This is a genomic window from Saprospira grandis DSM 2844 (assembly GCF_000275825.1).
Lineage (GTDB): Bacteria > Bacteroidota > Bacteroidia > Chitinophagales > Saprospiraceae > Saprospira > Saprospira grandis_A.
This window is the reverse complement of record NZ_JH719942.1, coordinates 34,569-59,020: the sequence shown is the minus strand read 5'-3', so window position 1 is coordinate 59,020 and position 24,452 is coordinate 34,569. Positions and strand designations below refer to the sequence as shown.

At 44.7% G+C, this 24,452-nt stretch carries 18 protein-coding genes; 11 read left to right on the top strand and 7 right to left on the bottom strand.

All coding sequences use genetic code 11. The features are described from left to right. Nucleotides 1-297 precede the first annotated feature (297 nt). From SAPGRDRAFT_RS00480 to SAPGRDRAFT_RS00465, 3 genes are all read left to right on the top strand, one after another. Complete coding sequence (locus tag SAPGRDRAFT_RS00480) at nt 298-2,577, top strand: aconitate hydratase (RefSeq protein WP_002656297.1); 2,280 nt, start codon at nt 298-300, stop codon at nt 2,575-2,577. Nucleotides 2,578-2,903: 326 nt separating this feature from the next. Further along, on the top strand, nt 2,904-3,875 hold the full coding sequence (locus SAPGRDRAFT_RS00470) for a DUF3137 domain-containing protein (protein ID WP_037349595.1): 972 nt from the start codon (nt 2,904-2,906) through the stop codon (nt 3,873-3,875). Nucleotides 3,876-4,111: 236 nt separating this feature from the next. Beyond that, a complete protein-coding gene (locus SAPGRDRAFT_RS00465) occupies nt 4,112-6,925 on the top strand; it encodes a gliding motility-associated C-terminal domain-containing protein (protein ID WP_002656293.1) in 2,814 nt (937 codons plus the stop codon). A 469-nt stretch (nt 6,926-7,394) separates the two neighbouring features. Here the strand turns inward: SAPGRDRAFT_RS00465 and SAPGRDRAFT_RS00460 are convergent, their stop codons facing one another. The 4 genes from SAPGRDRAFT_RS00460 to SAPGRDRAFT_RS23880 form a co-directional block, all read right to left on the bottom strand. Further along, nucleotides 7,395-10,622, bottom strand: a complete 3,228-nt coding sequence (locus SAPGRDRAFT_RS00460) for an efflux RND transporter permease subunit (protein WP_002656291.1) — start codon at nt 10,620-10,622, stop codon at nt 7,395-7,397. 189 nt (nt 10,623-10,811) lie between these two features. Further along, entirely contained in the window at nt 10,812-11,933 is a 1,122-nt protein-coding gene (locus SAPGRDRAFT_RS00455) for an efflux RND transporter periplasmic adaptor subunit (RefSeq protein ID WP_002656289.1), read from the bottom strand. 339 nt (nt 11,934-12,272) lie between these two features. After that, nucleotides 12,273-13,367, bottom strand: a complete 1,095-nt coding sequence (locus SAPGRDRAFT_RS00450; RefSeq protein WP_002656288.1) for a tetratricopeptide repeat protein — start codon at nt 13,365-13,367, stop codon at nt 12,273-12,275. A 497-nt stretch (nt 13,368-13,864) separates the two neighbouring features. Continuing rightward, entirely contained in the window at nt 13,865-14,050 is a 186-nt protein-coding gene (locus SAPGRDRAFT_RS23880) for a hypothetical protein (protein WP_081491905.1), read from the bottom strand. 42 nt (nt 14,051-14,092) lie between these two features. Between SAPGRDRAFT_RS23880 and SAPGRDRAFT_RS00445 the strand changes: the two genes are divergently transcribed. Then, entirely contained in the window at nt 14,093-14,731 is a 639-nt protein-coding gene (locus tag SAPGRDRAFT_RS00445) for a toxin-antitoxin system YwqK family antitoxin (protein ID WP_002656286.1), read from the top strand. Here SAPGRDRAFT_RS00445 and SAPGRDRAFT_RS00440 read toward each other — a convergent pair. From SAPGRDRAFT_RS00440 to SAPGRDRAFT_RS00430, 3 genes are read right to left on the bottom strand one after another with little or no spacing between them, the layout of a single operon-like run. Further along, nucleotides 14,715-15,239 carry a hypothetical protein gene (locus SAPGRDRAFT_RS00440; RefSeq protein ID WP_002656284.1) on the bottom strand — a complete coding sequence of 175 codons (525 nt, stop codon included), beginning with the start codon at nt 15,237-15,239 and terminating at the stop codon, nt 14,715-14,717. The two genes, SAPGRDRAFT_RS00445 and SAPGRDRAFT_RS00440, sit on opposite strands and share 17 nt — an antisense overlap. Nucleotides 15,240-15,244: 5 nt before the next feature. After that, nucleotides 15,245-16,195, bottom strand: coding sequence for a hypothetical protein (locus SAPGRDRAFT_RS00435; protein WP_002656282.1), 951 nt, complete (start codon nt 16,193-16,195; stop codon nt 15,245-15,247). Next, entirely contained in the window at nt 16,188-16,718 is a 531-nt protein-coding gene (locus SAPGRDRAFT_RS00430; RefSeq protein WP_002656280.1) for a hypothetical protein, read from the bottom strand. The genes SAPGRDRAFT_RS00435 and SAPGRDRAFT_RS00430 overlap by 8 nt, the downstream gene beginning before the upstream one ends. An 83-nt stretch (nt 16,719-16,801) precedes the next feature. On the opposite strand from SAPGRDRAFT_RS00430, the gene SAPGRDRAFT_RS00425 reads away from it, so the two are divergent. From SAPGRDRAFT_RS00425 to SAPGRDRAFT_RS00395, 7 genes are all read left to right on the top strand, one after another. Beyond that, nucleotides 16,802-17,281 (top strand): prepilin-type N-terminal cleavage/methylation domain-containing protein, encoded by a 480-nt coding sequence (locus SAPGRDRAFT_RS00425; RefSeq protein WP_002656278.1) that lies wholly within the window; start codon nt 16,802-16,804, stop codon nt 17,279-17,281. A 4-nt stretch (nt 17,282-17,285) separates the two neighbouring features. Beyond that, nucleotides 17,286-17,798 carry a hypothetical protein gene (locus SAPGRDRAFT_RS00420; RefSeq protein WP_002656277.1) on the top strand — a complete coding sequence of 171 codons (513 nt, stop codon included), beginning with the start codon at nt 17,286-17,288 and terminating at the stop codon, nt 17,796-17,798. Nucleotides 17,799-18,025: 227 nt separating this feature from the next. Beyond that, nucleotides 18,026-19,462, top strand: a complete 1,437-nt coding sequence (locus SAPGRDRAFT_RS00415) for a GspE/PulE family protein (RefSeq protein ID WP_002656276.1) — start codon at nt 18,026-18,028, stop codon at nt 19,460-19,462. A gap of 198 nt (nt 19,463-19,660) precedes the next feature. After that, nucleotides 19,661-21,655, top strand: coding sequence for a type II secretion system protein GspD (locus SAPGRDRAFT_RS00410; protein ID WP_002656275.1), 1,995 nt, complete (start codon nt 19,661-19,663; stop codon nt 21,653-21,655). Between the two features lie 2 nt (nt 21,656-21,657). Beyond that, nucleotides 21,658-22,875 (top strand): hypothetical protein, encoded by a 1,218-nt coding sequence (locus SAPGRDRAFT_RS00405; protein ID WP_002656273.1) that lies wholly within the window; start codon nt 21,658-21,660, stop codon nt 22,873-22,875. Further along, nucleotides 22,872-24,107 carry a hypothetical protein gene (locus tag SAPGRDRAFT_RS00400; RefSeq protein ID WP_002656271.1) on the top strand — a complete coding sequence of 412 codons (1,236 nt, stop codon included), beginning with the start codon at nt 22,872-22,874 and terminating at the stop codon, nt 24,105-24,107. Before SAPGRDRAFT_RS00405 ends, SAPGRDRAFT_RS00400 begins: the two co-directional genes overlap by 4 nt. After that, the gene (locus SAPGRDRAFT_RS00395) at nt 24,095-24,448 is read left to right on the top strand and encodes a hypothetical protein (RefSeq protein WP_037349589.1); all 354 of its coding nucleotides are present in this window, start codon (nt 24,095-24,097) and stop codon (nt 24,446-24,448) included. Before SAPGRDRAFT_RS00400 ends, SAPGRDRAFT_RS00395 begins: the two co-directional genes overlap by 13 nt. Nucleotides 24,449-24,452 lie beyond the last annotated feature (4 nt).

The following is a 24,452-nucleotide window of genomic DNA, read 5'->3' as shown; positions in this document are numbered from 1 at the left end:
GCGCCCGCCGCAGGCGGGAGGCCCCAAAACATCATTGAGCTGCGACAACAAGGACTTTAGTCCGCAGTTCGACGACCGAAGGGAGTAACCGCCGCCTGATAATATCAGCGGAGGCCCCAGAAAATCAAAAACTATATCTAATAAAATAGATTATGGAAAGCGAAAAAAAAGATTTGGCGCTGAAAAATGACTAAAAAAATGTATTTTCGCAACGACTAGAATAGAGCACCTCAGGCAAACATTATTTGTTCTGGGCTGCTAAACACTTTTTTTCATTGCAAAAATTTAGCGTATCCTATGGCATTCGACATTGATATGATCAAAGCAGCTTATGCTGCTTTACCCAAAAAAATTGAGGCTGTGCGCGAACGTTTGGGCCGTCCGCTCACGCTAACCGAAAAAATTCTTTACACTCACTTGGATCAAGCTTCTCCTTTGGAAAATTATGGCCGGGCCAAGGATTATGTATTCTTCTCTCCCGATCGAGTGGCGATGCAAGATGCTACTGCCCAAATGGCGCTTTTGCAGTTTATGATGGCAGGCCGCGACAAGGTGGCGGTACCTTCTACTGTACACTGTGATCACTTGATTCAGGCTAAGGTGGGTGCAGGCAAAGATTTGGAAGTGGCCAACGACAAGAACGAAGAAGTATATGACTTCCTTAGCGCTGTCTCTAATAAATATGGTATTGGTTTCTGGAAGCCAGGAGCGGGTATCATTCACCAAATTGTTTTGGAAAACTATGCCTTCCCCGGCGGGATGATGATCGGTACCGACTCTCATACAGTAAATGCTGGTGGTTTGGGTATGGTGGCTATTGGTATTGGTGGTGCCGATGCCGTAGACGTAATGGCTGGCCTCCCTTGGGAGCTTAAAATGCCCAAATTGATTGGGATAAAATTAACGGGTAAATTGGGGGGCTGGACTTCTCCCAAGGATGTTATCCTCAAAGTAGCAGGTATTATTGGTGCCAAAGGCGGTACTGGTTATATCGTAGAGTACTTTGGTGAAGGTGCCGAGAGCATGTCTTGTACCGGTAAAGGAACCATCTGTAACATGGGCGCTGAAATTGGAGCCACTACTTCTACTTTTGGTTATGATGCTTCTATGAAGCGTTATCTAGAGGCTACTGGCCGTGCCGATGTAGCTGAATTGGCCGAGGGCGTAAAAGAACATCTTACTGGTGATGCTGCTGTTTATGCAGATCCTAGCCAATACTTTGATCAAGTGATTGAAATCAACTTGACGGAGTTGGAACCCCACCTTAATGGTCCTTTTACTCCCGACCGTGCTTGGCCTATTTCTGAATTTGCCAAAGCCGTAAAAGAAAATGACTTCCCTTCAGTATTGTCTGTAGGTCTAATTGGTTCTTGTACCAACTCTTCTTATGAAGATTTAAGCCGTGCGGCCTCTGTGGCTCGTCAGGCTGCTGCTAAAAACCTTAAAGCTAAGGCTGAATTTACCATCACTCCCGGTTCAGAGTTGGTTCGCTATACTGCGGAGCGCGATGGTTTGCTAGACAATTTTGAGGAAATCGGAGGTATGGTTTTGGCCAATGCTTGCGGTCCTTGTATTGGTATGTGGGACCGTGTTGGTGCCGAGAAAAAAGAGAAGAATGCTATCATTCACTCTTTCAACCGTAACTTTGCCAAACGTGCCGATGGCAACCCCAACACCCAAGCTTTTGTAGCTTCTCCTGAGTTGGTAACAGCCATGACGATCTCTGGCAATATGTGCTTCAACCCCCTCACAGATAAATTGACCAATGAGAACGGCGAAGAAGTAATGCTCGATCCTCCCACAGGTGTTGAGCTTCCTCCCAAAGGTTTTGAGGTAGAAGATGCGGGCTATATTACTCCTGCCGAAGACGGTTCTGGAATCAATATAACCGTAAACCCCAAATCTGATCGTCTACAATTGCTTACGCCCTTTACGCCCATCCAAAAAGAGGAAGTAACTGGCATGCGCTTGTTGATCAAAGCCAAAGGGAAATGTACTACCGACCATATCTCTATGGCTGGTCCTTGGCTAACTTACCGCGGTCACCTAGAGAATATCTCTGGCAACTGCTACATTGGTGCGGTAAACTTCTTCAATGAAGAAACCAACAAGGTAGCTAACTACGCTGAAGGTGCAGCAGCCAACTACATGGCCGTTCCCGATTCAGCCAAAACTTATCAGAAAAAAGGTATCGGCACCATCGTTTTTGGTGAAGATAACCTAGGAGAAGGTTCTTCTCGTGAGCATGCGGCTATGGAGCCCCGTTTCTTGGGCGTTAAGGCCGTTGTGGTAAAATCTTTTGCCCGTATTCATGAAACTAACCTGAAGAAGCAGGGAATGTTGGCCCTCACTTTTGTGAATCCTGCCGACTATGACTTGGTTCGCCAAGATGACCTGGTGAGCATCACTAACTTTGAGACCTTTGCTCCTGGCAAAACCCTCAATATCGAGCTTAAGCATGCAGATGGTACCGTGGATAACATCGAGGTACAGCACTCTTACAATGCACAGCAGATTGAGTGGGTGAATGCAGGTTCTGCCCTCAATAAAATCCGTGAAGAAATTGCCAATGCCTAGGCATTAAGCAGTTTTAGGAATATAAAAAAAGCAACTGCTCCTCTTGAGGGGTGGTTGCTTTTTATTTTTTTGGGGCCCGCGGCCAGCAAGCTGGCCGCCGCTATGCTTCGGGGCTCGCTGTTCGCTCGGCCCTGCGGGCTCCACTTCGTTTCGCCCTGGGTCTGGCCTTTGGCCACCCGCTCCGCAGCGCTGGGCCGGGGGGCGGCTTCGCTTTTGGCCAGGGGAAGAAGATTAAGGGAATTTTAAAAAAGCTAGAGCCATCATTTTAGGGAAAAAACAAAGGGAAAAGTTATATTTGCGATTCGTATTATCACAAGATCTGATTGATGAAAAACCTTGAACAGCTAAAATCCTCTATGCAAGAGGTCATCGAGCGCTTAGAAACAGAGCGAAAACGACAATTGTCTAATTTTAAGCTTATTCAAAAGCTACTCGTTATTCCCGTTGTCTTATTTGTTGCTGCTGCGGCAAGTATGCTTATTATTCCCCAGTTTTGGTATTTGGCCATTGCCCTGATGGTGGGTGCCTCTGCACTTTTGGGCTGGATGTATGTGCAACAACTCCAAAAGCCTAAACAGCTGTATAGAGAAGAGTTCAAATCACAGTTTTTTAAGGAAATGGTGGCCAACTTCTATCCCAGCATGCACTATCAGCCCAATAACTATGTACCCAAGGTAGATTTCTACAAAAGCCATCTTTTTCATGGCAAAGCCAATGAAGGCTATACCGGAGAAGACTACTTTTCTGGGGTGGTGGTTGGCATGAATATGCGCTTTTCAGAGGTCAATGCTCAACAGCTGGTGGGCAAAAATGAAGTGACCCTCTTTAACGGGATCTTTATGGTCTTAGATATTGAAACCCAACTAAAAGGCGCCACCTTTATCGTTCCCGACAACTATGAACAGTGGTTGGGCCAATTGGCCGTTAAAATTCAGGACCAACTGGATGTGCTTCGAGAGGGCGATCTGCTCCACCTTGACAATGCTCCAGAATTTGAGAATAAATTTGCTATCTATTCTACCAATACCTCAGAAGCAAAAATGATCCTTACCCAAGAACTCATCAACTCTGTGCTTTGGATCCGAGAAACCTTTGAAAGCCAAATTTCTCTGGCCTTCCAAGATCAACAACTCTACATTGCAATCCCCTTGAGCCATGAACGCCTCTTTGAGCCAGAACTAAACAAAAGCCTTACAGCTGACAATGAAATGCTGCAACGCATCTTTGCCGAGCTAAAAAGCTGCTTTGACCTGATTCATAAGCTGCCCCTAGACCAACTCCGAAAAACAAAGAATTAAGGGCTTGCCCTTAAAATAAGGCCTTGGCCTAACTAATTGTCCCACATGGTACGTTAAACCTATGTGGGACAATTTTTGTTGAATCCCTAGCCAAAGGCTATCAGCTGTTCGTTTTCTACTAGCCACTTCTTTATATAATATGGCTATAGCCAATAAATGGCTAAACTTGTCAGTCTGGTCACTAAAAAAAGAAAACTTTTTCCCTAGTTTGACCTTAAACGCTCTAACTATTATCTATGAAGCAGCTTCTCTTATCATCGCTTTTTCTCCTCAGCAATTTGTCTATGCTCTGGGCAACACATAACCGTGCAGGAGAAATTACTTACCGCCAAACTGGTCCCCTCAGTATTGAGGCCACTATTGTTACCTATACAAAGATTAGTGGACAGTCTATTCATGCCGACCGCACCGAGCTCGACCTAAGCTGGGGAGATGGTACTTCCTCTACGGTCTCTCGAGATTATTTTGTCATGCTACATCAAGATATTCGTAAGAATGTCTATACGATCACCCATAGCTACCCCGGCCCCAACCCCGGTGGCCAACCTTATGTAATGGGCATGCAAGACCCTAACCGAAATGCCGATATTCTCAATGTAAATAATGGAAACTCGGTAAATGTGGCCTTCTATGTGCAAACAGAGGTGTTCCTTTTTCCCACTTCTATTTATGGCAATAATAACTCGCCCATCTTACTGGAGCCTCCAATCGATTTTGGGGTGGTGGGCCAAATTTTTCAACATACGCCCAATGGCTACGACCCCGACGGAGATAGTGTGGCCTACGAATTGGTGACCTGCCTGAGCGATCTCAATAATCCGGTCCCCGGCTTTTTGCCCGTAAACGCTATTGGTCCAGGCGCTAATAATAATTATACCTTTGACCAACAAACGGGGCTTTTTACTTGGAATACCCCAAGGGTAGCTGGAGAATATAATATCGCTATCCTCGTTAAGTCTTACCGAAATGGCGCTTATTTAGGCGGTATCATCCGAGATATCCAAATCGAAATTAGAAATGCCCAAAATACCCCGCCCGAACTACAAGTGCCCGAGGAAATTTGTGTGGAGGCTGGCGAACTCATCGATTTTGATGCCATCGCCTTAGATAGCGATATCCCCGTTCAACCCATTACGCTAACGGCTACGGGTGGTCCTCTAGAATTGACCAATGGGGCCGCTACCTTTAGCAATACTACCGGTTTTACACCCGTTTCTAGCCGCTTCCGCTGGCAGACCAACTGCGACCACATCCAACAGCAGGCTTGGCAGGTTGTCTTCAAGGCTAGAGATTCTTTGATGACCAATAATGGCCTAGATGCTTCTTTGGCTACCTTTAAGGTGCTGCGCATTAAGGTGGTGGCCCCTCCGGTCCAAAACTTACAGGCTACGGTTAGCCCTGGCCAAGTGGACCTCAGCTGGGATGCGCCCTATCTTTGCGAGAGTTCTGCAGGCTTCCTAGGCTTTTCGGTCTGGCGCAAATCTAGCTGCGATAATACCGAACTAGATTCTTGTACGCTTGGCCTGCCCGGCTTGGGCTATACCCAAATTAACTTTGGGGCCTTGGTCACTACAGCCGCAGCTTCAGGGAGCTTTGAGTTTAGCGACCCCAATGTGCAGTCTGGCGGGATTTATAGCTATCGAGTTTTAGCCGAATTTGCGACCCCCGTTCCTGGAACCAGTAACTTTTTGGGGCCTGTCTCTGGCCGTAGCTCTGCCGAGCTTTGTGTGCAAATGGCGCAAGACCTTCCCCTAATGACAAATGTAGATGTAGAAAGTACCAATTTGGCCAATGGCGATATCTTGGTCCGCTGGGCCAAACCTAGAGCTACTGAACTAGATACCAACTTTACGGTGCCGCCTTATCGCTACGAGCTCTTCCGCTCAGAAGGCCAAAATGGCGCTAATTTTCTGTCTACCCCCGTCTTTAGCTCCACTAACTTTAATAGCTACTCGGCCCTAGCCGATACGATTAGCTTTTTGGATACAGGACTGAATACCGAGGAAAATGCCTACTCTTATCGGGTCGCTTTTTATGCCAATGGCGATACGGTTGGCGCCAATAGTCTGGCCTCTTCTATCTATCTCACCATAAACGCCACGGACCAAACCAATGAGCTAGTCTGGACTGAAAATGTGCCTTGGTCCAATACGGAGTATGTCGTTTTCTTAGAAACTCCCACAGGCAGCAATAGCTACACGGTTCTGGATACCGTCAGTACAACAACTTATGTACATGAGGAGCTAGAAAATGGAGAAACCTACTGCTATTATGTAGAAAGTATAGGTAGTTACGGCATTCCCGATGTCTTTTCACCTTTGCTCAATAAATCGCAGCGGGCTTGTGGCTCTCCGCTAGATACCCTGGCTCCTTGTCCGCCTATTGCGGTGGCGGCGCTTTCGGGCTGCGAGGCTTTTAATGATGATTCTAACAAGGAAAATCGCGGACTTTGCGAGGGCTTTATCCGAGAAGAAATCGATATGGCCAATACCATTAGCTGGCAGCGGCCTACAGATAGTTGTGGGCTCGATATTGCTGCTTATCGCCTTTATTTTGCTCCCTATTGTGATAGCACGGCCTATGAATTGGTGGCCGAAATTACAGATCTTAGCGATACCTTCTTTATCCACCAACCTACCGATTATAATTTAGCGGGCTGCTATTATGTAAGCACTATAGATTCTGTAGAGGCCAATGGGGGCGGCAATGAGAGTGTACCTAGTGCAGTGGTCCAAAGCGATAACTGTCCTTTCTATGAGCTGCCCAATGTCTTTACGCCCAATAATGACAATGCCAACGACTTCTTTGGTCCTTGTTTGCCTAGCCGTTATATTGAGGCCGTAGATTTTAGAGTCTTCAACCGTTGGGGCCAAGAGGTGTTCCGCACGGAAGATCCCGCCATCAATTGGGATGGAAAGGACCAGCAGACGGGCCAAGACCTAGCCGAAGATGTGTATTATTATACTTGCAAATTGCAAATCAATTGTATGGATTGCGATAAGGTGGCCCCACTTAAGGGCGTAATTCACCTGATCCGCAATGCCCGATAGCCTAAGTGGATTTACTTATCTTTTAATAGCTCTAGCGAAAGTTAGGGCTATTTTTTTGTCTTTTTTTTGGGGCCTGCCGCGGGCCCTTTTTACTGTAGGTTGAAACCTACAGCAAGAGTGGTATTGCTTCGCAATGACTTATAAATGAGGGTTAAAACCCTCATGAATTGAACTTTTGGGCGATCCTTTAGAGAGCAAGGCCAGTTATATCAGCAGTGGAGGCCCTTTAGGGCTGACTCCATTAGATTAGCCTAGGGGCTTGTCTCTAGGCGATGAATGGCAGGCGGCGAAGCCGCCGCAGGCCTAGCGATGCGAAAGGGGGCGGCCTAGCCGCAGACCAAGGCCTTTAGGCCGCAGGGCCGAGCGAATAGCGAGCCCTGAAGCGTAGCGCCGCAGCTTTGCTGCGGAGGCCCCAAAAACAAAAAAAGCCCCAGCAAAAGCTGAGGCTTCTAAAATTAGTTGAGTAGGATTAGAATAAATTCATAATTAGGAGGAAGAAAGCGATGATCACGACTAGGCCAAAGAGCCAAAGGAAAAAGTGGTTTCTTCGGCCTTTGTGGGCGGCTTCTACCTGGATGGGAGAAAACTGCTCTCCGGTCCAGAACTGGGCTAGCAACCATTTGTAGCGGTTGGCCAAGAGCAGACAGGCGGGCAAGAGCAGCAGGGTAACCACCGTGGCCACCAACAAACCAAAGGCCACAGAAATAGCCATAGGAATGAGGAACTGCGCTTGGAAACTAGTTTCTAGCATGAGTGGGCCGAGTCCCAAGACGGTTGTTAGGGTGGTTAGTACAATAGCCCGGAAGCGAGAGCGGCCTGCTTCAAAGGCGGCCTCCATGGGTTCTAGGCCCTCTTTGATAAAGTTATTGTAGGCCGAAACGAGGACCAGGGCATCATTGACCATAATTCCGATCAGAGCGATAATTCCGAGCACCGAGAAAAAGCTAATTGGCGCATCCAAAAACCAGTGTCCCCAAATGACACCAATCAGTCCGAAGGGAATCATGGCAAAGACAATCACTGCTTGGCCGATAGAGTTGAAGGTAAGGGCCACGATGATAAACATCAGGATAAGGATAATGGGCAAGACCTGTTGGATAGAGTTGGCGCTCTTCATTTGCTCCTTATTTTGGCCTTCAAAAGTGAACTCTACGGTAGGGAACTGCGCCTCTAGGCGGGGGGCTATTTTCTCTTTAATTTCTGTAGTGATATCAGAAACGGAGACCTTTTTATTGGCAATATCGGCTTCTACCTTCACCTCTCTTTTTCCGTCTAGGTGTTTAATGCTCACCACCCCGCGTTCAACCTTAAAGTTGGCAATTTCGGAGAGGGGAAATTCGCGGCCATCGGCAAAGCGGATGCGCATATTTTCTAGCTGTCCGATATTAGAGCGGTCTTCTGTTTTGTAGCGCACCCAAACGCGGACCTCATCTCGGCCTCTTTGTAGGCGTTGGGCTTCGGCACCAAAGAAACCGCCACGAACTTGGGCCAGCACCTCTTGTAGATTAAGGCCTAATTGGCGGCCTTTATCATTGAGTGAAACATTGACTTCTCGGAGGCCGGGTTGGTTGTCATCCAAAACATCCTTAAGTCCTTCGATAGCATTGAGCTCTTTTTTGAGGGCCTCTACGGCTAGGTCCAGATCCTTAAGATCATCGCCTAAAACCGCCACCGAAACGGGCTTGCCAAAGACCGAACTACTTCCATAAGAGAGGCTTTCGGGGCCCATGAGCTGCCCTACTTTTTTGCGGATAGCATCTTGAATTTCGAGAACGGGGGTAGCGCGTTGCTCGCCATCCATTAGCGTAATGGCGAGTTTACCATTGTAGCTAGCGGGACCCACACTGCGCTCAATTTTCTCAATAATATCTTTGCCATCTTCTCTTTGGGCTTTATAATCTTCATTGACCTCCCAAGCTTTTTTCTCGATATAAGTAAGGAGTTCATTGGTACTTTGTTCTCGCGTTCCGGCAGGCATAGTCAGCGTCACATCTACATTATCGCGCTCAATGAAAGGGAAAAAGGTGGTTTTGACCAAGCCCCCACGGACTGCTGCAACAGATAGAATCATCAGGCCGAGCAAAACGGCCACGGGCAAACTTCTTTGTAGGCCCGTTAGGCAAAGCCGAAGAACAGGGGCGAAAAGACGGTCTCTCATCCAGCCCATCAGGGCATCCATGCCTCCAATTAGGCGGTCAAAAAACTGCTCAAAAAGCGTCTTTTTGGCATCTCTGGCCATAGCTCTAGAGTGCGCCAAGTGGGCAGGTAAAATGAGCATGCCTTCCACCAAAGAGAAGATGAGCGTCATGATCACGACAAAGGCCATATTGCCAAAGATATCTCCAATTCGGCCCTCAATAAAGAAGAACATAGAGAAGGCGACTATGGTGGTTAAGATGGCTGAAATTACAGCGGGTAAAACCTCCATGGTCCCTTCTAAGGCGGCTTGGTTTCGGTCCATTCCTTGCTCATATTTGGCATAAATATTTTCGCCAATTACAATTCCGTCATCTACCAGAATACCAATTACGAGAATCATCCCAAAGAGCGAGACGACATTGATGGTCAAATCGGCAGAGCTACCAATAATAAACATACCGGCAAAGGAAATGGGAATCGCCGCGGCCACCCAAAAGGCAATGCTCCAGTGCAAAAAGAAGCCTAGGGCCAAAAGGACCAAAATGAAGCCGATCACCCCATTTTCTACCAAGAGGTCAATCCGTTGCTGCAAGGTCACCGAACCATCTCGGATCGTTGTGGCCCGAATAGGGCCTGCTTGTTGGTTGTATTCATCGACATAATTGCGCAGGTATTCGGCAATGGTCAAAAGGTCCTCTTCATCAGTATTTTGAATGGTCACCACCACCGATGTTTCCCCATTCATAAAGCTGCGCTCGGGGTCATCGGCCCATTGATCCTCAATATCGGCCAACTGATAGAGGTAAATAATCCCTCCATCGGCTGTATTCCGGACCGGAATATTCTTCAGCTCTTCAGCATAATAGCCTTTGTTTCGGGCTCGCACCAAAAGCTCTTCTTCTTGGCCCTTGATGCTTCCCCCAGTAATTTCTAAGTTACTGGCTTGTACTGCTGCGGCTGCCTGCTGAAAGCTAATGCCGTAGCGAATGAGGTCCTCTTCTCGAAAAGCCACTTCAATTTCTTCATCTGGAAAGCCAGAAAGGGTCACTTTGGACATAATTGGGGTGGCTCTGAGCTCATCCTCAATCTGCCGAGCTTCCGTTTTCAGGGTTTTCAGCGGCACATTGCCACTCAGGGCAAAGCTAAAAGTGAAGTTTTTATTCTCTTCCTTATATATCCGCAAAGATTCCATGCCAGCTGGAAAAGAGCTAATCTGATTCACTGCATTTTCCACATCCTGTTTCACCAAGTCAATATCAAAGCTACTATTGATTTCGACGGTAACAGAGGCCGCATTTTCAGAAGAAACCGAATTGACCTGTTCAATCCCAGTCAAGCCTTTGAGGTTTTCCTCAATTTTTAATACAATCCCTTGCTCAATTTCTTCGGGAGAGGCCCCGGGCAAAACGGCTTGTATGTTAATATATTTCTCGGGGGCAGGCGGAAAGAAGGTCGATTTCATATTCTTTAGGCCAAAAAAGCCAAAGAGTAAAATCACGACCATCAGGATATTCCCTGCAATCGAGTTTTTAATAAAGAATGATACTATAGATTTCATAATGAACTTATCGTTAGGATATATTTTTGGGGCTGCCCTGGCCTTTGGCCAGGTCGGGCTGTGCATGGGCTCGCTGTTCGCTCGGCCCTTCGCTTTTTTCGCTTTGCTCAAAAAGCTCGGTCTGGCCTTCGGCCACCCATTACCATCCCTCAGCCGTTGGCCCTAGGGGCCTGAGGCGGCTGCGCCGCCTTATTGGGCCAATTCTACTTTCATGCCTTCATAGGCTGCCGGAAAAGGCTCGGCCAATAGGGCTTGGCCATCTTCTAAACCTCTAACAAGGGCCGTTTGCTCCGAGATTTTTACCGTCTGAACAGCAGCCAAGGCTAAGCTTTTCTCTTTACCGCCTTGAATAACAAAAACGGCGGTATCTCCACGCAAAAGCTTACGGGGAATCTCGACCACATTGGCTAGGCGGCTGGCGGCCACCTCTCCAGTCAAAAACATATTTTCTTTGAGTTTGGGACCCGCCACTCGGATAAAGATTTTTACGGTTTGGCTACTCGCATCAATGGTACTAGAAATTCGGCTGATGCTGCCCTTCCATTGCCCAGCAATATCTTCCGATTGCAATTGGACCTTATCGCCCAAGTTAATGTACTTGAGATCGACCAAAGGAACAGAAGCCTGCAACTCATAGGCATTGATATTCATCAAGCTGCCAATCTTTTGGCCTGCCCGAATCAATGAACCCGTATTGATGAGGGCCTCTGTGAGCTCCCCAGAAAAAGGCGCCCGCAATTCATACTTACTCAATCGCTCTTCGGCACTCTTAATACTATAATATTGATTATAGATATTCTTGAGGGCCAAAAAGTCTTTCTCTCGCTCCGATTTAGGCTCGGGCAAATCGGCAACAGGACTTTGGGGCTTGAGTTGGCTGCGGTAGCTTTCCCATTGCTCCAAACTCTCCGAAAAATCAATTTTGATATCGGGCAACATACTGGTAATCGTACTCAACAACTGAGCACGCTGGGCACTCAAGTTGAGCTCGGCCTCTTTCTTGTCTACCTTAATGAGTAGTTCGCCCTTGGCAAAGCGAGTTCCTACTCTAAAGGGCTTGGAGCTGGCTAATAAACGACCACCTACCTCAGAAAAAAGCTCGGTCTTCTCAAAAGGAATTAAACGACCGTAGAGTTGGACCTCGGTCTGTATCTCTTGGTTCTCTACCGGAATGGCCCGAACCTTTTTTAAAATAGCGGCTGTCTCAGCCTTTTTGGGCGTTTCCGCACGCTCAGATAGCCCTCCTGCCATAATGAAGGAAAGGACTAAAATAAGCACTGCTACTGCAGCAATAATAATTTGGCGAAGCATATAAAGGGTGTTTCAAACATCATTTTGGTTATCAATAGCACAAAGCTAACAGTTTTCGCTTTTTTTTTGTTGTGCATACATTCATTTACAAAACTTTATGATTTCTTAAGTTTTTGCCCTTTTAGACTGATAAACAGCTATTTATAGCTTTAAACTAAGGTTTTAGGCCACTAAAAAATAGATGAGTCCCTTTATTTTATAGATGTTTGATGAAAATTATAGCTAGGCTTAAAGGAGAGTCAATTTTTTTAATTTTAAATTAACTTAGCGCTCTAATCCTATCCGAAGAACTTGAACGAAAAATGGCCGCTAGATTTCTATCTAGCGGCCATTTCTCTTTTAACGCTGTCCTCGTTCTTCTTCTATTTTCTGAATGATAACCCGCAGCTCGGTATCATTGATCATATTATCTTTCCCCTCTTTGGTACCCGAAAAAATATAGTAGGAGTAGAGTTTCTTCCGCCCTTCTTTTTCAAGTTTCTCGAAAAAGGGCTGATAGATCTCTGTGTATAGTTCTTTTTCTTCCTCTTGCAAGGCGCTGCCCTCTGGTAAGAGGATACCCCAGGCGGTTTCGGTTAATACCGCCAATTGCTCAAAATGATTTTTTGCACAGATGTTAATTTCATCATCGCTCAATAAGACTGCTCGACTAAGCGGCATCAAAAATTCTAAGGAGCTGGGATTAAAATCCTCTTCTTTTGATAGAGGAGGAAGTGTGATATTCATTTGCGGAGCTCGTTTTTCTTCTTTGGCCTTTAGCTGTTCTTGGCAGTCTTTTTCCCAATTCTTGCCAAAAAGGTATTGCTCTAAAAAACTGATGGCCACATCGGCCTTGCTGTTTTTTGGCTCCAAAAAAAGACCGAAGGTCATGGCCATAAGGGCCGCATCCATATGGCCCAACTTATTTTCTACTATGCCCAATAAAACAAAGTCGGGGCCCACTGCATCTCCGCTTAGGCATACTTTTTTTAGCCATTTTTTGCTTTCTTCAAATTGCTCTGCTCTTAACTCAAGAAAAGCGTAGTTGCGCAAAAAAACAACCTGCTCGCCATGCTTTTTAATGGCTTTTTTGGTCAGCTTGCGCAGCTTTTTATACTCTTTCTGCAGCAAATAGTTGTTGGATATACGCTTAAAGGCATAGTTGTACAGCCGGTCGCTACTCTTTAGTACCTTAAGAGCGTATTTATTAGATTGGTCGAGCTCATTTTTTAGGCCATAACTAAAGGCTAGTTCGCTGTAAAAGAGGTCTTTGTTTTCTTTGCTGCAAAACTTTAGTCCTTCTAGATAAAGCTGGATGGCTTTGTCGTATTTTTCTGCATCATGTCGCTCTAAACCCTCTTCATAAAGGGCTTTGGCTTTATCGGAAGAAAATTCAATTTGGGCAAAAATAGGGAGGCTCCATCCAAGGAAGAGGAGCGCAATAAATGTTCTCATGTTTTTAGTTTTTGATGTTCTCAATACTTCTTTAACACTCCTCTAGATGTTAAGATACATTTTTTTGGTGTTTTGGGGCCTCCGCTGATATTATGAGGCGGGCGGTTACTCCCGTTGGTCGTCGAACTGCGCCCTAAAGGGCTTGTTGTGGCCTGCGGCCCTACGGGCCTGCTATATGGGCCTGTAGGTTGAAACCTACAGCCAATTAACGAATGCATTTTTGTGTTCAATGGAGGGTTGAAACCCTCCCTAAATAAACATTTTAGCCCTTCTTTGCTGATGGAGCCTAGTGGAACAGAAAATCCCCTCGAATGAGGGGATGGCGATTTTTTCGATAGCCTAGGGCCTTGGCCCTAGGGTTCCTATGAAATTTATGGGGGAGGAAAAACAAAACCAAAACTACCAAAGAAAAAAATAACCCTTGTTCAAAGCGGTAGAGGATTTTAATCCTCTCTGCACTATAGATGTAGAATGGGGTTGTTGTATGGCTGCTGGTTTCAACCTGCAGCCACAGCTAGCAGGCGGCGAAGCCGCCGCAAAGGAGCGAAGCGACTTGGCCTAGGGGCCTGAAAGGGTGGCCGCAGGCCAGACCGAAGCCCGAAGGGCTGAAGGGCCGAGCAGACCTGCGAGCCCTGCAAGGGCCCGGCCGCCGCAGGCGGCAGGCCCCAAAAACATCCTTTTATTTGACATCAGCCAATAAATGGCTAGCTTTGGGCCAAAAGAATATGAAAAATATATTCCTACTATTATTTATTATAGGTTCAGTTGGAGCTTTTGCTCAGTCTGAATTGCGCCCTTTGAGTATGTTGGAGGGAGATACCCTTGTTCGAGCTAAGATCTTTGTGAAAAACCCTGAAAAGCTGAAGGTGCAAAAAGGCAAAATGTACTTCTGGTACCATAAAGGTCGCTTATTGGGTACAGAAGCGGCATATTCAGGCTTGTTGTTAGCAGGGCTTTATGAGCGTTTTTATCCGAATCAAAATCTTTTGGAAAAAGGCTTTTTTCATAAAGGGGTAAAGAATGGCCTTTGGCAAAAATGGTGGGAAAATGGGCGACTAAAAGAAGAATTGAATTGGAAAAAAGGACAAAAAAAAGGAGTCTTACTCCGCTATAATGCTGCTGGGCAATTGATTGAAAAAGGACAGTATCGCAAAGGAAAATTGCATGGGAAATACTATTTTTTTGATCCAGAAACTGGCCGTTGTATTCGAGTAGAACGCTACAAAAAAGGAGAGAAAAGAGCAGATAACCCCAAAAAAGAAGGAAAAAATCAGCCAGCAAAGGCCAAAAAGCCTAAGCCAGCGCAAAAAGAAAAAAAGAAGGCCAAGCGAAAGAAAAAATCGGCAACTACTTCTTCAAAATAGTGTGGCGTTCGGCTCGCCAATTTAACCAAATAGAATCGGGGAAAATGGCCATTAATCTAATTCCCTTGACTGTATCGCCTACTTTTAGGTTGGGGAAAAACTGATTATCAATTTTAATAATTGCAATGCTGTCGGATTGACTTATGGCGTAGCCCTGGTAGCGGACCTGAGGCATTTTGGGGAGAGCGACTTTCTTTTCCCTTTTTTTGCTCCTTTTGGGCTCCTTTTGGGCAAAACTAGGTTTTTGATCCATCTGTTGTCTTGGCTTAGGAGAGGAAAAATGATAAGCTTGTTGCTTCAAAAAGGGATCTTCATAGTCTAATGCAAGTTGATACCCTACTTTATTGACCGCCTGCTCCTTGTTCCAATTGGCAAACTGTATGGAGGGCATCGAGAGCTCTTCTTCAGGGGTAAAGGCCTGGTATATTCGGTAAAATACAAGGCCCCAAACAAGAAGCAAAAGCGCTCCTAGGATATATTTGCTATAACTTTGTTCTAAAATTGACATCTTTTCTAGTTAATCATCACTTGCCAAAGCGGACTGTAACTGCTCAATTGTCCATTGCTCCCCACTGCACGAACTTTCCAGTAATAGTTGCCGGTTCCTTTACCAATCGTGTCATTGGCTAGCAGGTTAAAATTAGCAGTTTGACTAGCTCTAATTAAAAATGGACTACTTTCATTTTCATAATAAAAATAAATGCTGTCTCTTTGGTGCTGACTAGCACTTCGCCAACTAAAGTTGGCCGGTAAACTATTGATCTGGCTAGCCGAAGCAGGCTGTGTAAGCTCTGGGGCAAGATTGAGCGAAAAAGATAATGTAGTGCTCCATGCCGTACTATCTAGATGTTGTTGGATAGCTCTTAGTCGCCAATAAAAAGTTCCTGTTCCCAATTGTTGCTGAAGCAGATAGTAGTCTTGCGAGATTTGCTGGTCAATAAGCATCAATTGAGAATTGAAGCTGGGATGACTGGCCACCTGCAAACGATAACTTTGAGCCAAGCTGAGTGGCTCCCAAAGAAAAAGAATGGAATCAGTACTAAAACTAGTTAAATCTTCGGGCTGAATGAGATATAGGGATTGATGACTTAAACTACTATCGGCTTCAATTATGAGATTGAAGATTTCATAATCTGTGCTAGAACTTCCATTGATGCCTCTTACTCGCCATTGATAATGCCCTGGAAAAAGCGTCAAACGATGACTCGTCCCAATGATTATACTGTCTAAGATGTAAGCAGAAATTGCCGAAAAACTATCTTGAACAACTTCTAAGCGAAAGGAATCAACAACTTCATCGGCAGCCCAAACTAGTTCTTGCAACTCTTGACTACTACGATAGCCATGAGTTGGTGCCAAAAGTTCTATTTTTAGTTTGGAAAGATCCTCTTCTAATAAAACCCCACAACTAAAAGGGAGTAGGGCTAAAAGAAAAAGGGCTGTAGCTAAAAGTGGCTTATTCATCTAATGTCTGAATATTTTGGAGATCTAGGGATAAGATAAGTTCTGTTTCTCGGCTGTCTCTGTTGCGTTTCAATTCAAAGAAACTATGAACCACCTGCCCCAGTTTTAACTCCTGTTCTAACAAATAAATAAAGGAAAGTAAGGCCTTATAATTACCCTGAAGCGAAATTTGATGCAACTGCAATTCATATTTCCCCTCTTTATAGCTTTGGGCTTGAGCTAATTGCCGTACCTGCAGCTGATGCGCAGCTGACCAACTACTTACCACCTCAAATAATTCTGCAGCACTAAAGGGACGCTCCGACTTTAAGGCCTCAGATTGCGCCAAAGCTTGCCGATAATGAGCAATTTCTTGTTCTAATTGTGCTTCTTGAGCAATTTTTTGCTCTAGCTTTTGCTTATTTTGGTAAGCCGCATAACTTTTTGAAAAACTCAGCTGCCAAGATAAAAAAAGAAGAAAAAGGCTGCCTAAACCCAAAAAAAGAAGCCGCTTTTTATAAGCATTTGTATCTAATAAGGCCATGCTATCTATGATTCTTTTCCAGACCTCTTCCTAAAATAAGAGTTTTGCCTTCAACTGCTATTTTGAATGAGTAGGCTGCAAAGATGCCTTTTTTTATTGAACTTATTAAAGAAATGTGTTCCTTTGTGGGGCAAAAGAACAAGTACAATATTTCTATGAAAATTTTAAAGAAAAAGTTAAGTGCTTTAACACTAACAGAACTCATGGTGGTCCTTGTCATTATTGGCATTCTCATTCTATTGGCCCTCCCCAATATGAAAGGACTTTTTGGCCAAGCATATAGCCTAGAAGCCAAAAAACAACTTAAATTCTTACATAGCCTACAAGAAGGCTATCACGCTATGAATTTTCGCTATTCCGATGATTTTAAACAACTTCGCTTTGAAGCCCCAAAGGTGAAAGCTAATGGCGGAGATGCTGTTTACGATTATGAAATTGTTAACGCTTCTAAACAAAGTTTTTTGGCCAGAGCAACCGCTACCGAAGATTTTGATGGAGATGGTCAACTCAATGTTTGGGAAATAAACCAAGACGGTCAATTGCAAGAAGTGACACTAGATTAACCCCATGAATTGGCTACTTATCGGCCTTCTAGGCGCTATCTTATACCAAGATTTTAAAGAGCGGGCCATTTACGCCTTTTTGCCAGTTTTGCTGCTCTTTTTTGCGCTGGCCAAGCAATTTTACCAACTAGGCTACATCCAATACGGATTTATAGGCTTCAATTTACTTTTGCTGAGCCTCCAATTAGTTGCGCTGCAGCTGTATTTTTTACTCAAAAATGCCCGCCTTTACAGTATCGTTAATCACGAAATTGGCCTAGGCGACCTCTTGTTTTTTCTTCCCCTTTGTTGCTTGTTTTCCCCACTCCAATTTATCTTTTTCTTTATCATCAGTCTTGCAGGCTCCCTAATTGCTTATCTGCTGTTTTCTAACCTCCTGGGCTGGTCCAAAGAAAGTATCCCCTTGGCCGGCAGTATGTCGGCTTTCCTCATTTTTTATCTACTCTTAGAGCAATGGACTAGCTTTTCTATGTATAACGATTCCTTTTTTTTCCAATGGATAGGATCTCTTTTTTAGGGGCGTTACTCCTTACAGTCGTCGAACTGCGGCTTTCAGCCTTGTTGTCCGCCTTCGGCGGGCGCTACGTTTACTCCCCTAGGTCGTCGAACTGGCGCCTCTTTGAGGCTGGTTGTCGGGGCTCGCTGCTCGCTAGGCCCTGCGCGGGCTGCGCCCGCTTGGTCTGGCCTTCGGCCACCCCTTCACATCGCTAGGCTATTGGCCCATTTTTCACTAAATACTTGACTATGATAGACTGGGAAGATCGCCTCCAACAAATTGACAGAAAATTGTTGCAACGCCTCAGCGATGAAGAAGCTTGGCGTTATCAGCTGATCCTATTTAAGGAAGATGAACAGGGCTTGCATGCCGCTGTGGCCGAAGATCAATCTGACTTGACTTCTTTGGCCCTAGAATTAGAACTCTTATTGGGCCAAACGATTCAGTTTTATCCCTTACCCAAGGCTGTTTTGCAACCCTTTTTGGGCCAACACTACCGCCGCGATAAAAGCAGCCGAAAACAAGAAAAACTAAGCACTACAAAAGATAGCTTGCTTTTCCTACTCCTCGAAGCCGAAGAGCTTGGAAGTAGCGATATTCACTTTGAAGTCTATGAGAAAAAAGCACGGATCCGTCTGAGAATAGATGGCGAATTGATTGAACGGTATAGCTTGGAAAAGAAAGATTACCCCAGCCTAATCAATAAAATTAAAATTAAGGCCCAACTCGATATTGCCGAAAAACGCCTACCCCAAGATGGCCGAATTTTTCTAGAAGAAGGCGGGCAAAAACTAGATATTCGAGTTTCTGTTTTGCCCACACTTTATGGCGAAAAAGTAGTTATGCGATTGCTCCGCAACAATAACAGCCAAATGAAGCTAGAGGAGCTAGGCTTTGATCATCAAAGCCTTAGGCGCTACCAAGAAGGCATGATGATGCCAGAAGGTTTGGTGCTAATTAGTGGACCAACAGGATCTGGAAAAACAACAACGCTTTATGCTAGTTTGCATCAACTCAATACTGTGGGCCGAAATATTATTACTATTGAAGATCCTATCGAATATACTTTGGAGGGGATCAATCAGGTGCAACTCAAAGAGGCTATTGGGCTCGATTTCGCCAGTAGTATTCGAAGTTTTATGCGCCAAGACCCCAATGTAATTATGGTGGGGGAAATTCGAGATAGGCCTACAGCCGAAATGGCGATTAGAGCATCTTTAACTGGACACTTGGTTTTTTCTACCATTCATACTAATTCTGCTTGGGGAATTGTGGCCCGTTTGGTAGATATGGGCGTACCTGCTTATTTGCTAGCCGATACCTTGAATACGGCAGTGGCTCAGCGCTTGGTTCGTTTACTTTGTCCAGCTTGTAAACAAGCAGAGGCATTTCGGCCAGAGTTATTGCCTTATAGCTATACCTTAAAACAAAAAATTAGTCAGCACTATATAGCAAAAGGTTGTGCAGCCTGTAACTATACGGGCTATAAAGGCCGAAAAGCTATTTATGAGGTTATCCGAATAGATGAAGACTTAGCTCAACATATTAAAAATAAATCATTTAACGTCAAAAAAATACTTCAGGAAAGGGGGGTAGAAAGCTTGGCGGAAGCGGCTATAAAGCTTTTAGTTTCTGGGGAGAGCACGATAGGAGAACTTTATCCTATTTTGGCAGCAAGTAGTTAGAAAAGCTTATTTTTGGCGGCGGCCTTGTGCCGCCTTTCAACGCCCAGAGGGCGTTTTTATGGCTGAGGGATGGGCAGCAGTGGCCCAAAGGGCCAGACCCAGCGGCTGAAAGCCGTGTAGGGCCGAGCGAATAGCGAGCTGCGAGACAGCCCGACCCGAGCGAAGCGAGGGGCCGCCCCAAAAGAAAAAAACAAAAAGATGAAAACAAAATATCTGTTACTCTTGCTCTTGATGCTTGTGGGCCATATAGTTGTGCAGGCGCAATTGGATGAGGATCGGTTTGAGTTGTTGGAGGAGCAGCTAGACCGTTTTTCTAAGCAAGAGACAAATTTGAACAAAAAAATAGATATTTCTGCTTTGGGGACGGTCAGTGAGATTATCATGGCGGTGGCTCAGCAAACTAAGCTTAATATTACGATAGATCCGCAGTTGAAGCAAGCGGTTGACAGTAATTTTTCTAAGGTTAAGATTAAGGATTTACTGCTCTATCTTTGTCGGCAATATGATTTGGATTTGGCATTTTCGGGTTCTATCATTACGGTTTTTCCGCACAAAAAAGAGCTTCCGGTACCTAAGGAAAAAGAGTTGGCCAAGTATAATGCGTTTAGTAACAAATTGAGTTTAGACGCTAAGGCTGAGCCTTTAGATAAGTTATTGCGCTCCATTACGCGATCTACGGGGCAAAATGTAGTGGCGAGTAAAAAGGCTCAGCAATTGGCGGTTTCGGTTTTTGTAGAAAAGGCTGAGGTTGAAGATGCCTTGGGGCTTTTGGCTCGGGCCAATGAATTACAATTGAGCAAAACGGATGAAGGGGCTTTTTATTTGGCCTTAAAAGAAGAGGAAGTTGATCCGATATTGGCCAAAAATAAGAATGCTAAAAATCGATTAAGTATGGGGGCTGGGGTTGATTACCAGGCTATTCAAAACCTCTCTATGCTTGTTACAACAGACTCGTTTAGTCAGGAGCAGTATTTAGACATAGAAGCCATTGACATTCCTCTACTAGACCTTATTCAGGCTGTTTCTATTGAGTTGGGCCAAAATTACTTTTTATTTGAAGAAGGGGGAGCTAATAGGGGCAGAGGGCAACAAAGGGGCCGTAATAATAATAGTCGACAGCAAAATGGAACGGCTTCTAATCCAGCTATTTCGATGAAATTGAGTCAAGCCACTTATAGTGAGTTTTTAGATTATATTTTAACGGGGACGAGTTTTACCTATAAGTTGTCCGAGGGTATTTATTTAATTGGAGATCGAGAGCAGGAAGGCTTACGAACGGCAAAGGTGGTGCAGTTGCAAAATCGATCGGCTCAAGAAATTGAAAAAGTGATTCCTTCAGATTTACAGGAGCGGGTAGATATTCAACCTTTTTTAGAGCTCAATGCCGTTTTGTTGAGTGGGGCAGCTCCCGAAGTAGCCGAGATAGAGGCTTTTTTGCAGTCTATAGATAAGCTCGTGCCTGTGGTCAATATTGAGTTGATTATTTTGGATGTACAAAGGAGTTTAATCAATGAAAGTAATTTAGAGATGGGGTTGGGCGAGTCTCCTGCTAGTGATCAGGCGACCTTGACACCAGGCGTATCTTTTAGTTTTGGAGCAGAGACCATCAACCGTTTGTTAAATACTTTAGCGGGAAGGGGAATTGTCAATTTGGGGCGGGTTGTCCCCAATTTTTATGTTTCGATGGGGGCTGTAGAAGATGCTGGTTTAATCAAAACGAAATCAAGGCCGCAGCTTTCTACCCTTAATTCTCATGAAGCGACGTTTACTGTGGGAGAAACTCGTTATTATCAGGAAACTAGAACGACAGTACAGGGGGTACAGGGAACAGTGACCCAACAGGATATAAACTTTAAGTCTGTACAGGCCAATTTTACTATAGGGATTCGGCCTCAGGTATCTGGAGATGAGCAAATTACGGTAGATATTACGGTCAGTCAGTCGGATTTTACTGGAGAAACTCAAATTGGGGCACCGCCAGCTCAGTATTCTCGTACATTTGAGTCGGCTTTGCGAGTGCGTAATGGCGAAATGATTGTATTGGGTGGTTTGAGCACTAAACGCAAAGAGGAAAGTGCAAAAGGGGCGCCTTTTTTGGCTAGGATTCCCTTACTTAATCTTTTGGGAAGCAGAAAGAAAACAAAGTCAGATAGCGAGTTGCTTATTTTTATTAAACCTACAATAGTCTACTAATTATGCAAGCGAAAATGGCATCTTGGTTATTGTCTACAAAGCAACTGGCTGGGGTAGAATGTTTTTGGACCGAAGAGGGCTACCGTTTGCAAGTTGTAGTTTTGGCCAAAAAAAAGGGAGAGGCAAGCATTGTTCTGCAGGCTACTAATTTGGGGAGCTGGGATGAACTCAAGGCCTTCTTGCCAAAGGATTGCCCAATATTTTTTGGCTGGAATAGCCCTAAACTCATCTTTAAATCTTTTGACCGAGCATTTGATAATAAGGAACAAGCCCTAAAAACGATATTCCCCTCTGCTAAAGCAGCAGATATTTTAGTGGAGTTTTTTCCAAAAAAAGAGGGACAGCTAGTTGTTTTGGGGCGAAGAGAAGAATTGTCGGATATATTAAATTTGGCTCAGGAGGCCGGCTTGTCTATTATTTATGCCAATTATGCGCCTTTTGTGGCCACCGCTTTATTTCCCTATCTGGAAGAGGATCGAGTAGCTGCTAATCATTATGAGTTTTTTTTAGAAGATGGAGCCTTGAGTGAACTGTTCAAGCAAGAAGGAGCCGCCCAAGAATTAAACTTGGGCGATGAGCAGCTTGATAGCCGGATGTTGGCTGCAGCAGCTTTGGCCTTTATTGGTTTAGAAGATGTTAGACAGACGGCTTTGGATATTCCCTTATTGAAGGATAATCAGGAGCGGTTGATGTACAAAAAGCTACTAGAGTTGAGTACTGCTCTGCTATTGTCTTTCTTTTTCATTAGTTTGTTGGCCAATTATCTATACTTGGGGCAGCTAGAGCAAAAAAATGAATCTTTGAGTTTGGAAATGGCCCAGAAGCAACAACTGCTTGCCGAAAGAGATCGGCTTCGTGAAGATTATGAACAGCAGGTAGATTTGGGGGCTGGAGCTAGCCTAGGCGAAAAAAGTCAGCAATCTTTTTATGCCGATCAGTTGGCCAGTAGCCTGCCGAAAAGCATTCATTTATTGGAGCTAGAAATAGCTCCTTTGTTAGAAGATAAAAAGGCGGAACGAGAAGGAAAAGCGCCAAATTATCAACAAGGACTTATTAGAATTAAGGGGATTTCTAAGAAGTCGGTCTTTTATAATGATTGGAAAAAATCATTGCAAGCCTTGAGTTGGGTAGAGCGTATAGACGATATTTCTTATCAGAATATAGATCATTATCAAGCAACTTTTGAGTTATTGGTGATCTGCAAAAAAGAAGGCGAATGAAGCAAAAACTAAGCGCGCGGGCATTGCTTTTTGCCATTGTGGTGAGTCTGCTCATTGCGATTATTCTAGGGGCTTTTTTGATGTTGTCTGCTAGTCATCGTTTTTTGCAGACAAAGTCGTTTTTACAAGGCCGCTTAATTCGCAATGCAGATGCAGGCATTGCCTATTTATTGGCCCAAGAAACAGAGATGGAATCTTGTATTTCTTTGTATGGAGGGGCTCAAGATAGCGTTTGTCTTTTTAAGCGAAGTTGGGGGATGTATGACTATTTGGGAGCTCGGAGTTTTCATCGACAAGATAGTTTTAGCCATTTGTATTTGATTGGGCAACTGCCTGAAGGCCGATTAAATGCAGCTCTTTACTTGGCCGATAGAGGAAAACCGTTGATGCTGGCGGGTAAAACCCTGTTGCGAGGTCCCGCTTATGTGCCAAAAGCGGGATTAAAACGAGGAAGGGCGGCGGGTCAACCGTTTGAGGGGGGGCAATTACTTTATGGCGAGGAGCGAAGAAGCAGTAAGTTGTTACCGAGTTTAGCATTAGACAAATTGAGGCATTTGGACCAACTGCTGACTTTGCCTGAACAGCAAACCAGTCTAGCCCCAAAAGTTCACTGTTCGTTTGCACAAACACCTAAATATATTTTAGCCGAAGAATTATATTTGCAAAATGAGAATTTAAAAGGAGCCTTACTCATTCGAGCTGAAAAAGCAATTTATGTTGGAAAAGAGGCCCAACTGGAAGAGGTCATCTTGCAAGCGCCCAATATTATTTTTGAGTCGGGTTTTGAGGGCAGTGTTCAAGCTATTGCTAGCGATACAATTATCGTACAGGCAAACTGCCGCCTTAAATATCCCTCTGTTTTAGCCATTTATCGCAATCAGTTGGCTGAGCAAGCCAGTTTTTTGGAATTAGATTCGGCTTCTATCTTAGAGGGGATTTGGATTTCTCAAGAAGAATATAGCCCGTCTATGGGCCGCTCTAGGCATCGTTTGGCGCCAAGGAGCAAAGTCCGAGGATTTGTTTATAGCAATGTTTACTTAGATATGCAGGCCGATATTGATGGGCAGCTCATGCTTCGACAACTGAGTTTGAAAACGCCTGCAGCGGTTTATGAAAATTACCTGATTAACGTCAAAGTTGAATTGGAAAAACGTCCAGAACATTTTTTATTGCCCGATATTTTTAAGGGAGAGAGTCCCAAAAAAAGAGGAATTATCAAATGCTTAGAGTAATGCAAAAAGTGCCGGCCACCTCTTTATTGGAGAGCATGGTGGCCTTACTGCTCATTTTTATTAGCTTGGCCTTCGGACTAAAATTTTATATACAATTGCTAAAAGCCGATGCCATACAGCAACAATCTTTGATTGAACTTTGCTTGCAAGATATCCGAACGACAGCTTTGGAGCAGGGACCTTCCGAAAATCAGCAGTTTGAGCGCCCCCCTTTTATTATTGAACAGAAATGGCAGAAAGAAAATGCGCCTTATCTCTATCGTTTAGAGCTAACCGTTTTGGATGCGCATAAAGAAGAATTGCAAATCGATAAACAGTGGTTATATTGGCCTGTGGATTAAATGC

Coding starts and splice junctions, on each gene's coding strand:
- SAPGRDRAFT_RS00480 (WP_002656297.1), top strand. CDS start 298: ATGGCATTCGACATTGATATGATCAAAGCAGCTTATGCTGCTTTACCC.
- SAPGRDRAFT_RS00470 (WP_037349595.1), top strand. CDS start 2,904: ATGAAAAACCTTGAACAGCTAAAATCCTCTATGCAAGAGGTCATCGAG.
- SAPGRDRAFT_RS00465 (WP_002656293.1), top strand. CDS start 4,112: ATGAAGCAGCTTCTCTTATCATCGCTTTTTCTCCTCAGCAATTTGTCT.
- SAPGRDRAFT_RS00460 (WP_002656291.1), bottom strand. CDS start 10,622: ATGAAATCTATAGTATCATTCTTTATTAAAAACTCGATTGCAGGGAAT.
- SAPGRDRAFT_RS00455 (WP_002656289.1), bottom strand. CDS start 11,933: ATGCTTCGCCAAATTATTATTGCTGCAGTAGCAGTGCTTATTTTAGTC.
- SAPGRDRAFT_RS00450 (WP_002656288.1), bottom strand. CDS start 13,367: ATGAGAACATTTATTGCGCTCCTCTTCCTTGGATGGAGCCTCCCTATT.
- SAPGRDRAFT_RS00445 (WP_002656286.1), top strand. CDS start 14,093: ATGAAAAATATATTCCTACTATTATTTATTATAGGTTCAGTTGGAGCT.
- SAPGRDRAFT_RS00440 (WP_002656284.1), bottom strand. CDS start 15,239: ATGTCAATTTTAGAACAAAGTTATAGCAAATATATCCTAGGAGCGCTT.
- SAPGRDRAFT_RS00435 (WP_002656282.1), bottom strand. CDS start 16,195: ATGAATAAGCCACTTTTAGCTACAGCCCTTTTTCTTTTAGCCCTACTC.
- SAPGRDRAFT_RS00430 (WP_002656280.1), bottom strand. CDS start 16,718: ATGGCCTTATTAGATACAAATGCTTATAAAAAGCGGCTTCTTTTTTTG.
- SAPGRDRAFT_RS00425 (WP_002656278.1), top strand. CDS start 16,802: ATGCCTTTTTTTATTGAACTTATTAAAGAAATGTGTTCCTTTGTGGGG.
- SAPGRDRAFT_RS00420 (WP_002656277.1), top strand. CDS start 17,286: ATGAATTGGCTACTTATCGGCCTTCTAGGCGCTATCTTATACCAAGAT.
- SAPGRDRAFT_RS00415 (WP_002656276.1), top strand. CDS start 18,026: ATGATAGACTGGGAAGATCGCCTCCAACAAATTGACAGAAAATTGTTG.
- SAPGRDRAFT_RS00410 (WP_002656275.1), top strand. CDS start 19,661: ATGAAAACAAAATATCTGTTACTCTTGCTCTTGATGCTTGTGGGCCAT.
- SAPGRDRAFT_RS00405 (WP_002656273.1), top strand. CDS start 21,658: ATGCAAGCGAAAATGGCATCTTGGTTATTGTCTACAAAGCAACTGGCT.
- SAPGRDRAFT_RS00400 (WP_002656271.1), top strand. CDS start 22,872: ATGAAGCAAAAACTAAGCGCGCGGGCATTGCTTTTTGCCATTGTGGTG.
- SAPGRDRAFT_RS00395 (WP_037349589.1), top strand. CDS start 24,095: ATGCTTAGAGTAATGCAAAAAGTGCCGGCCACCTCTTTATTGGAGAGC.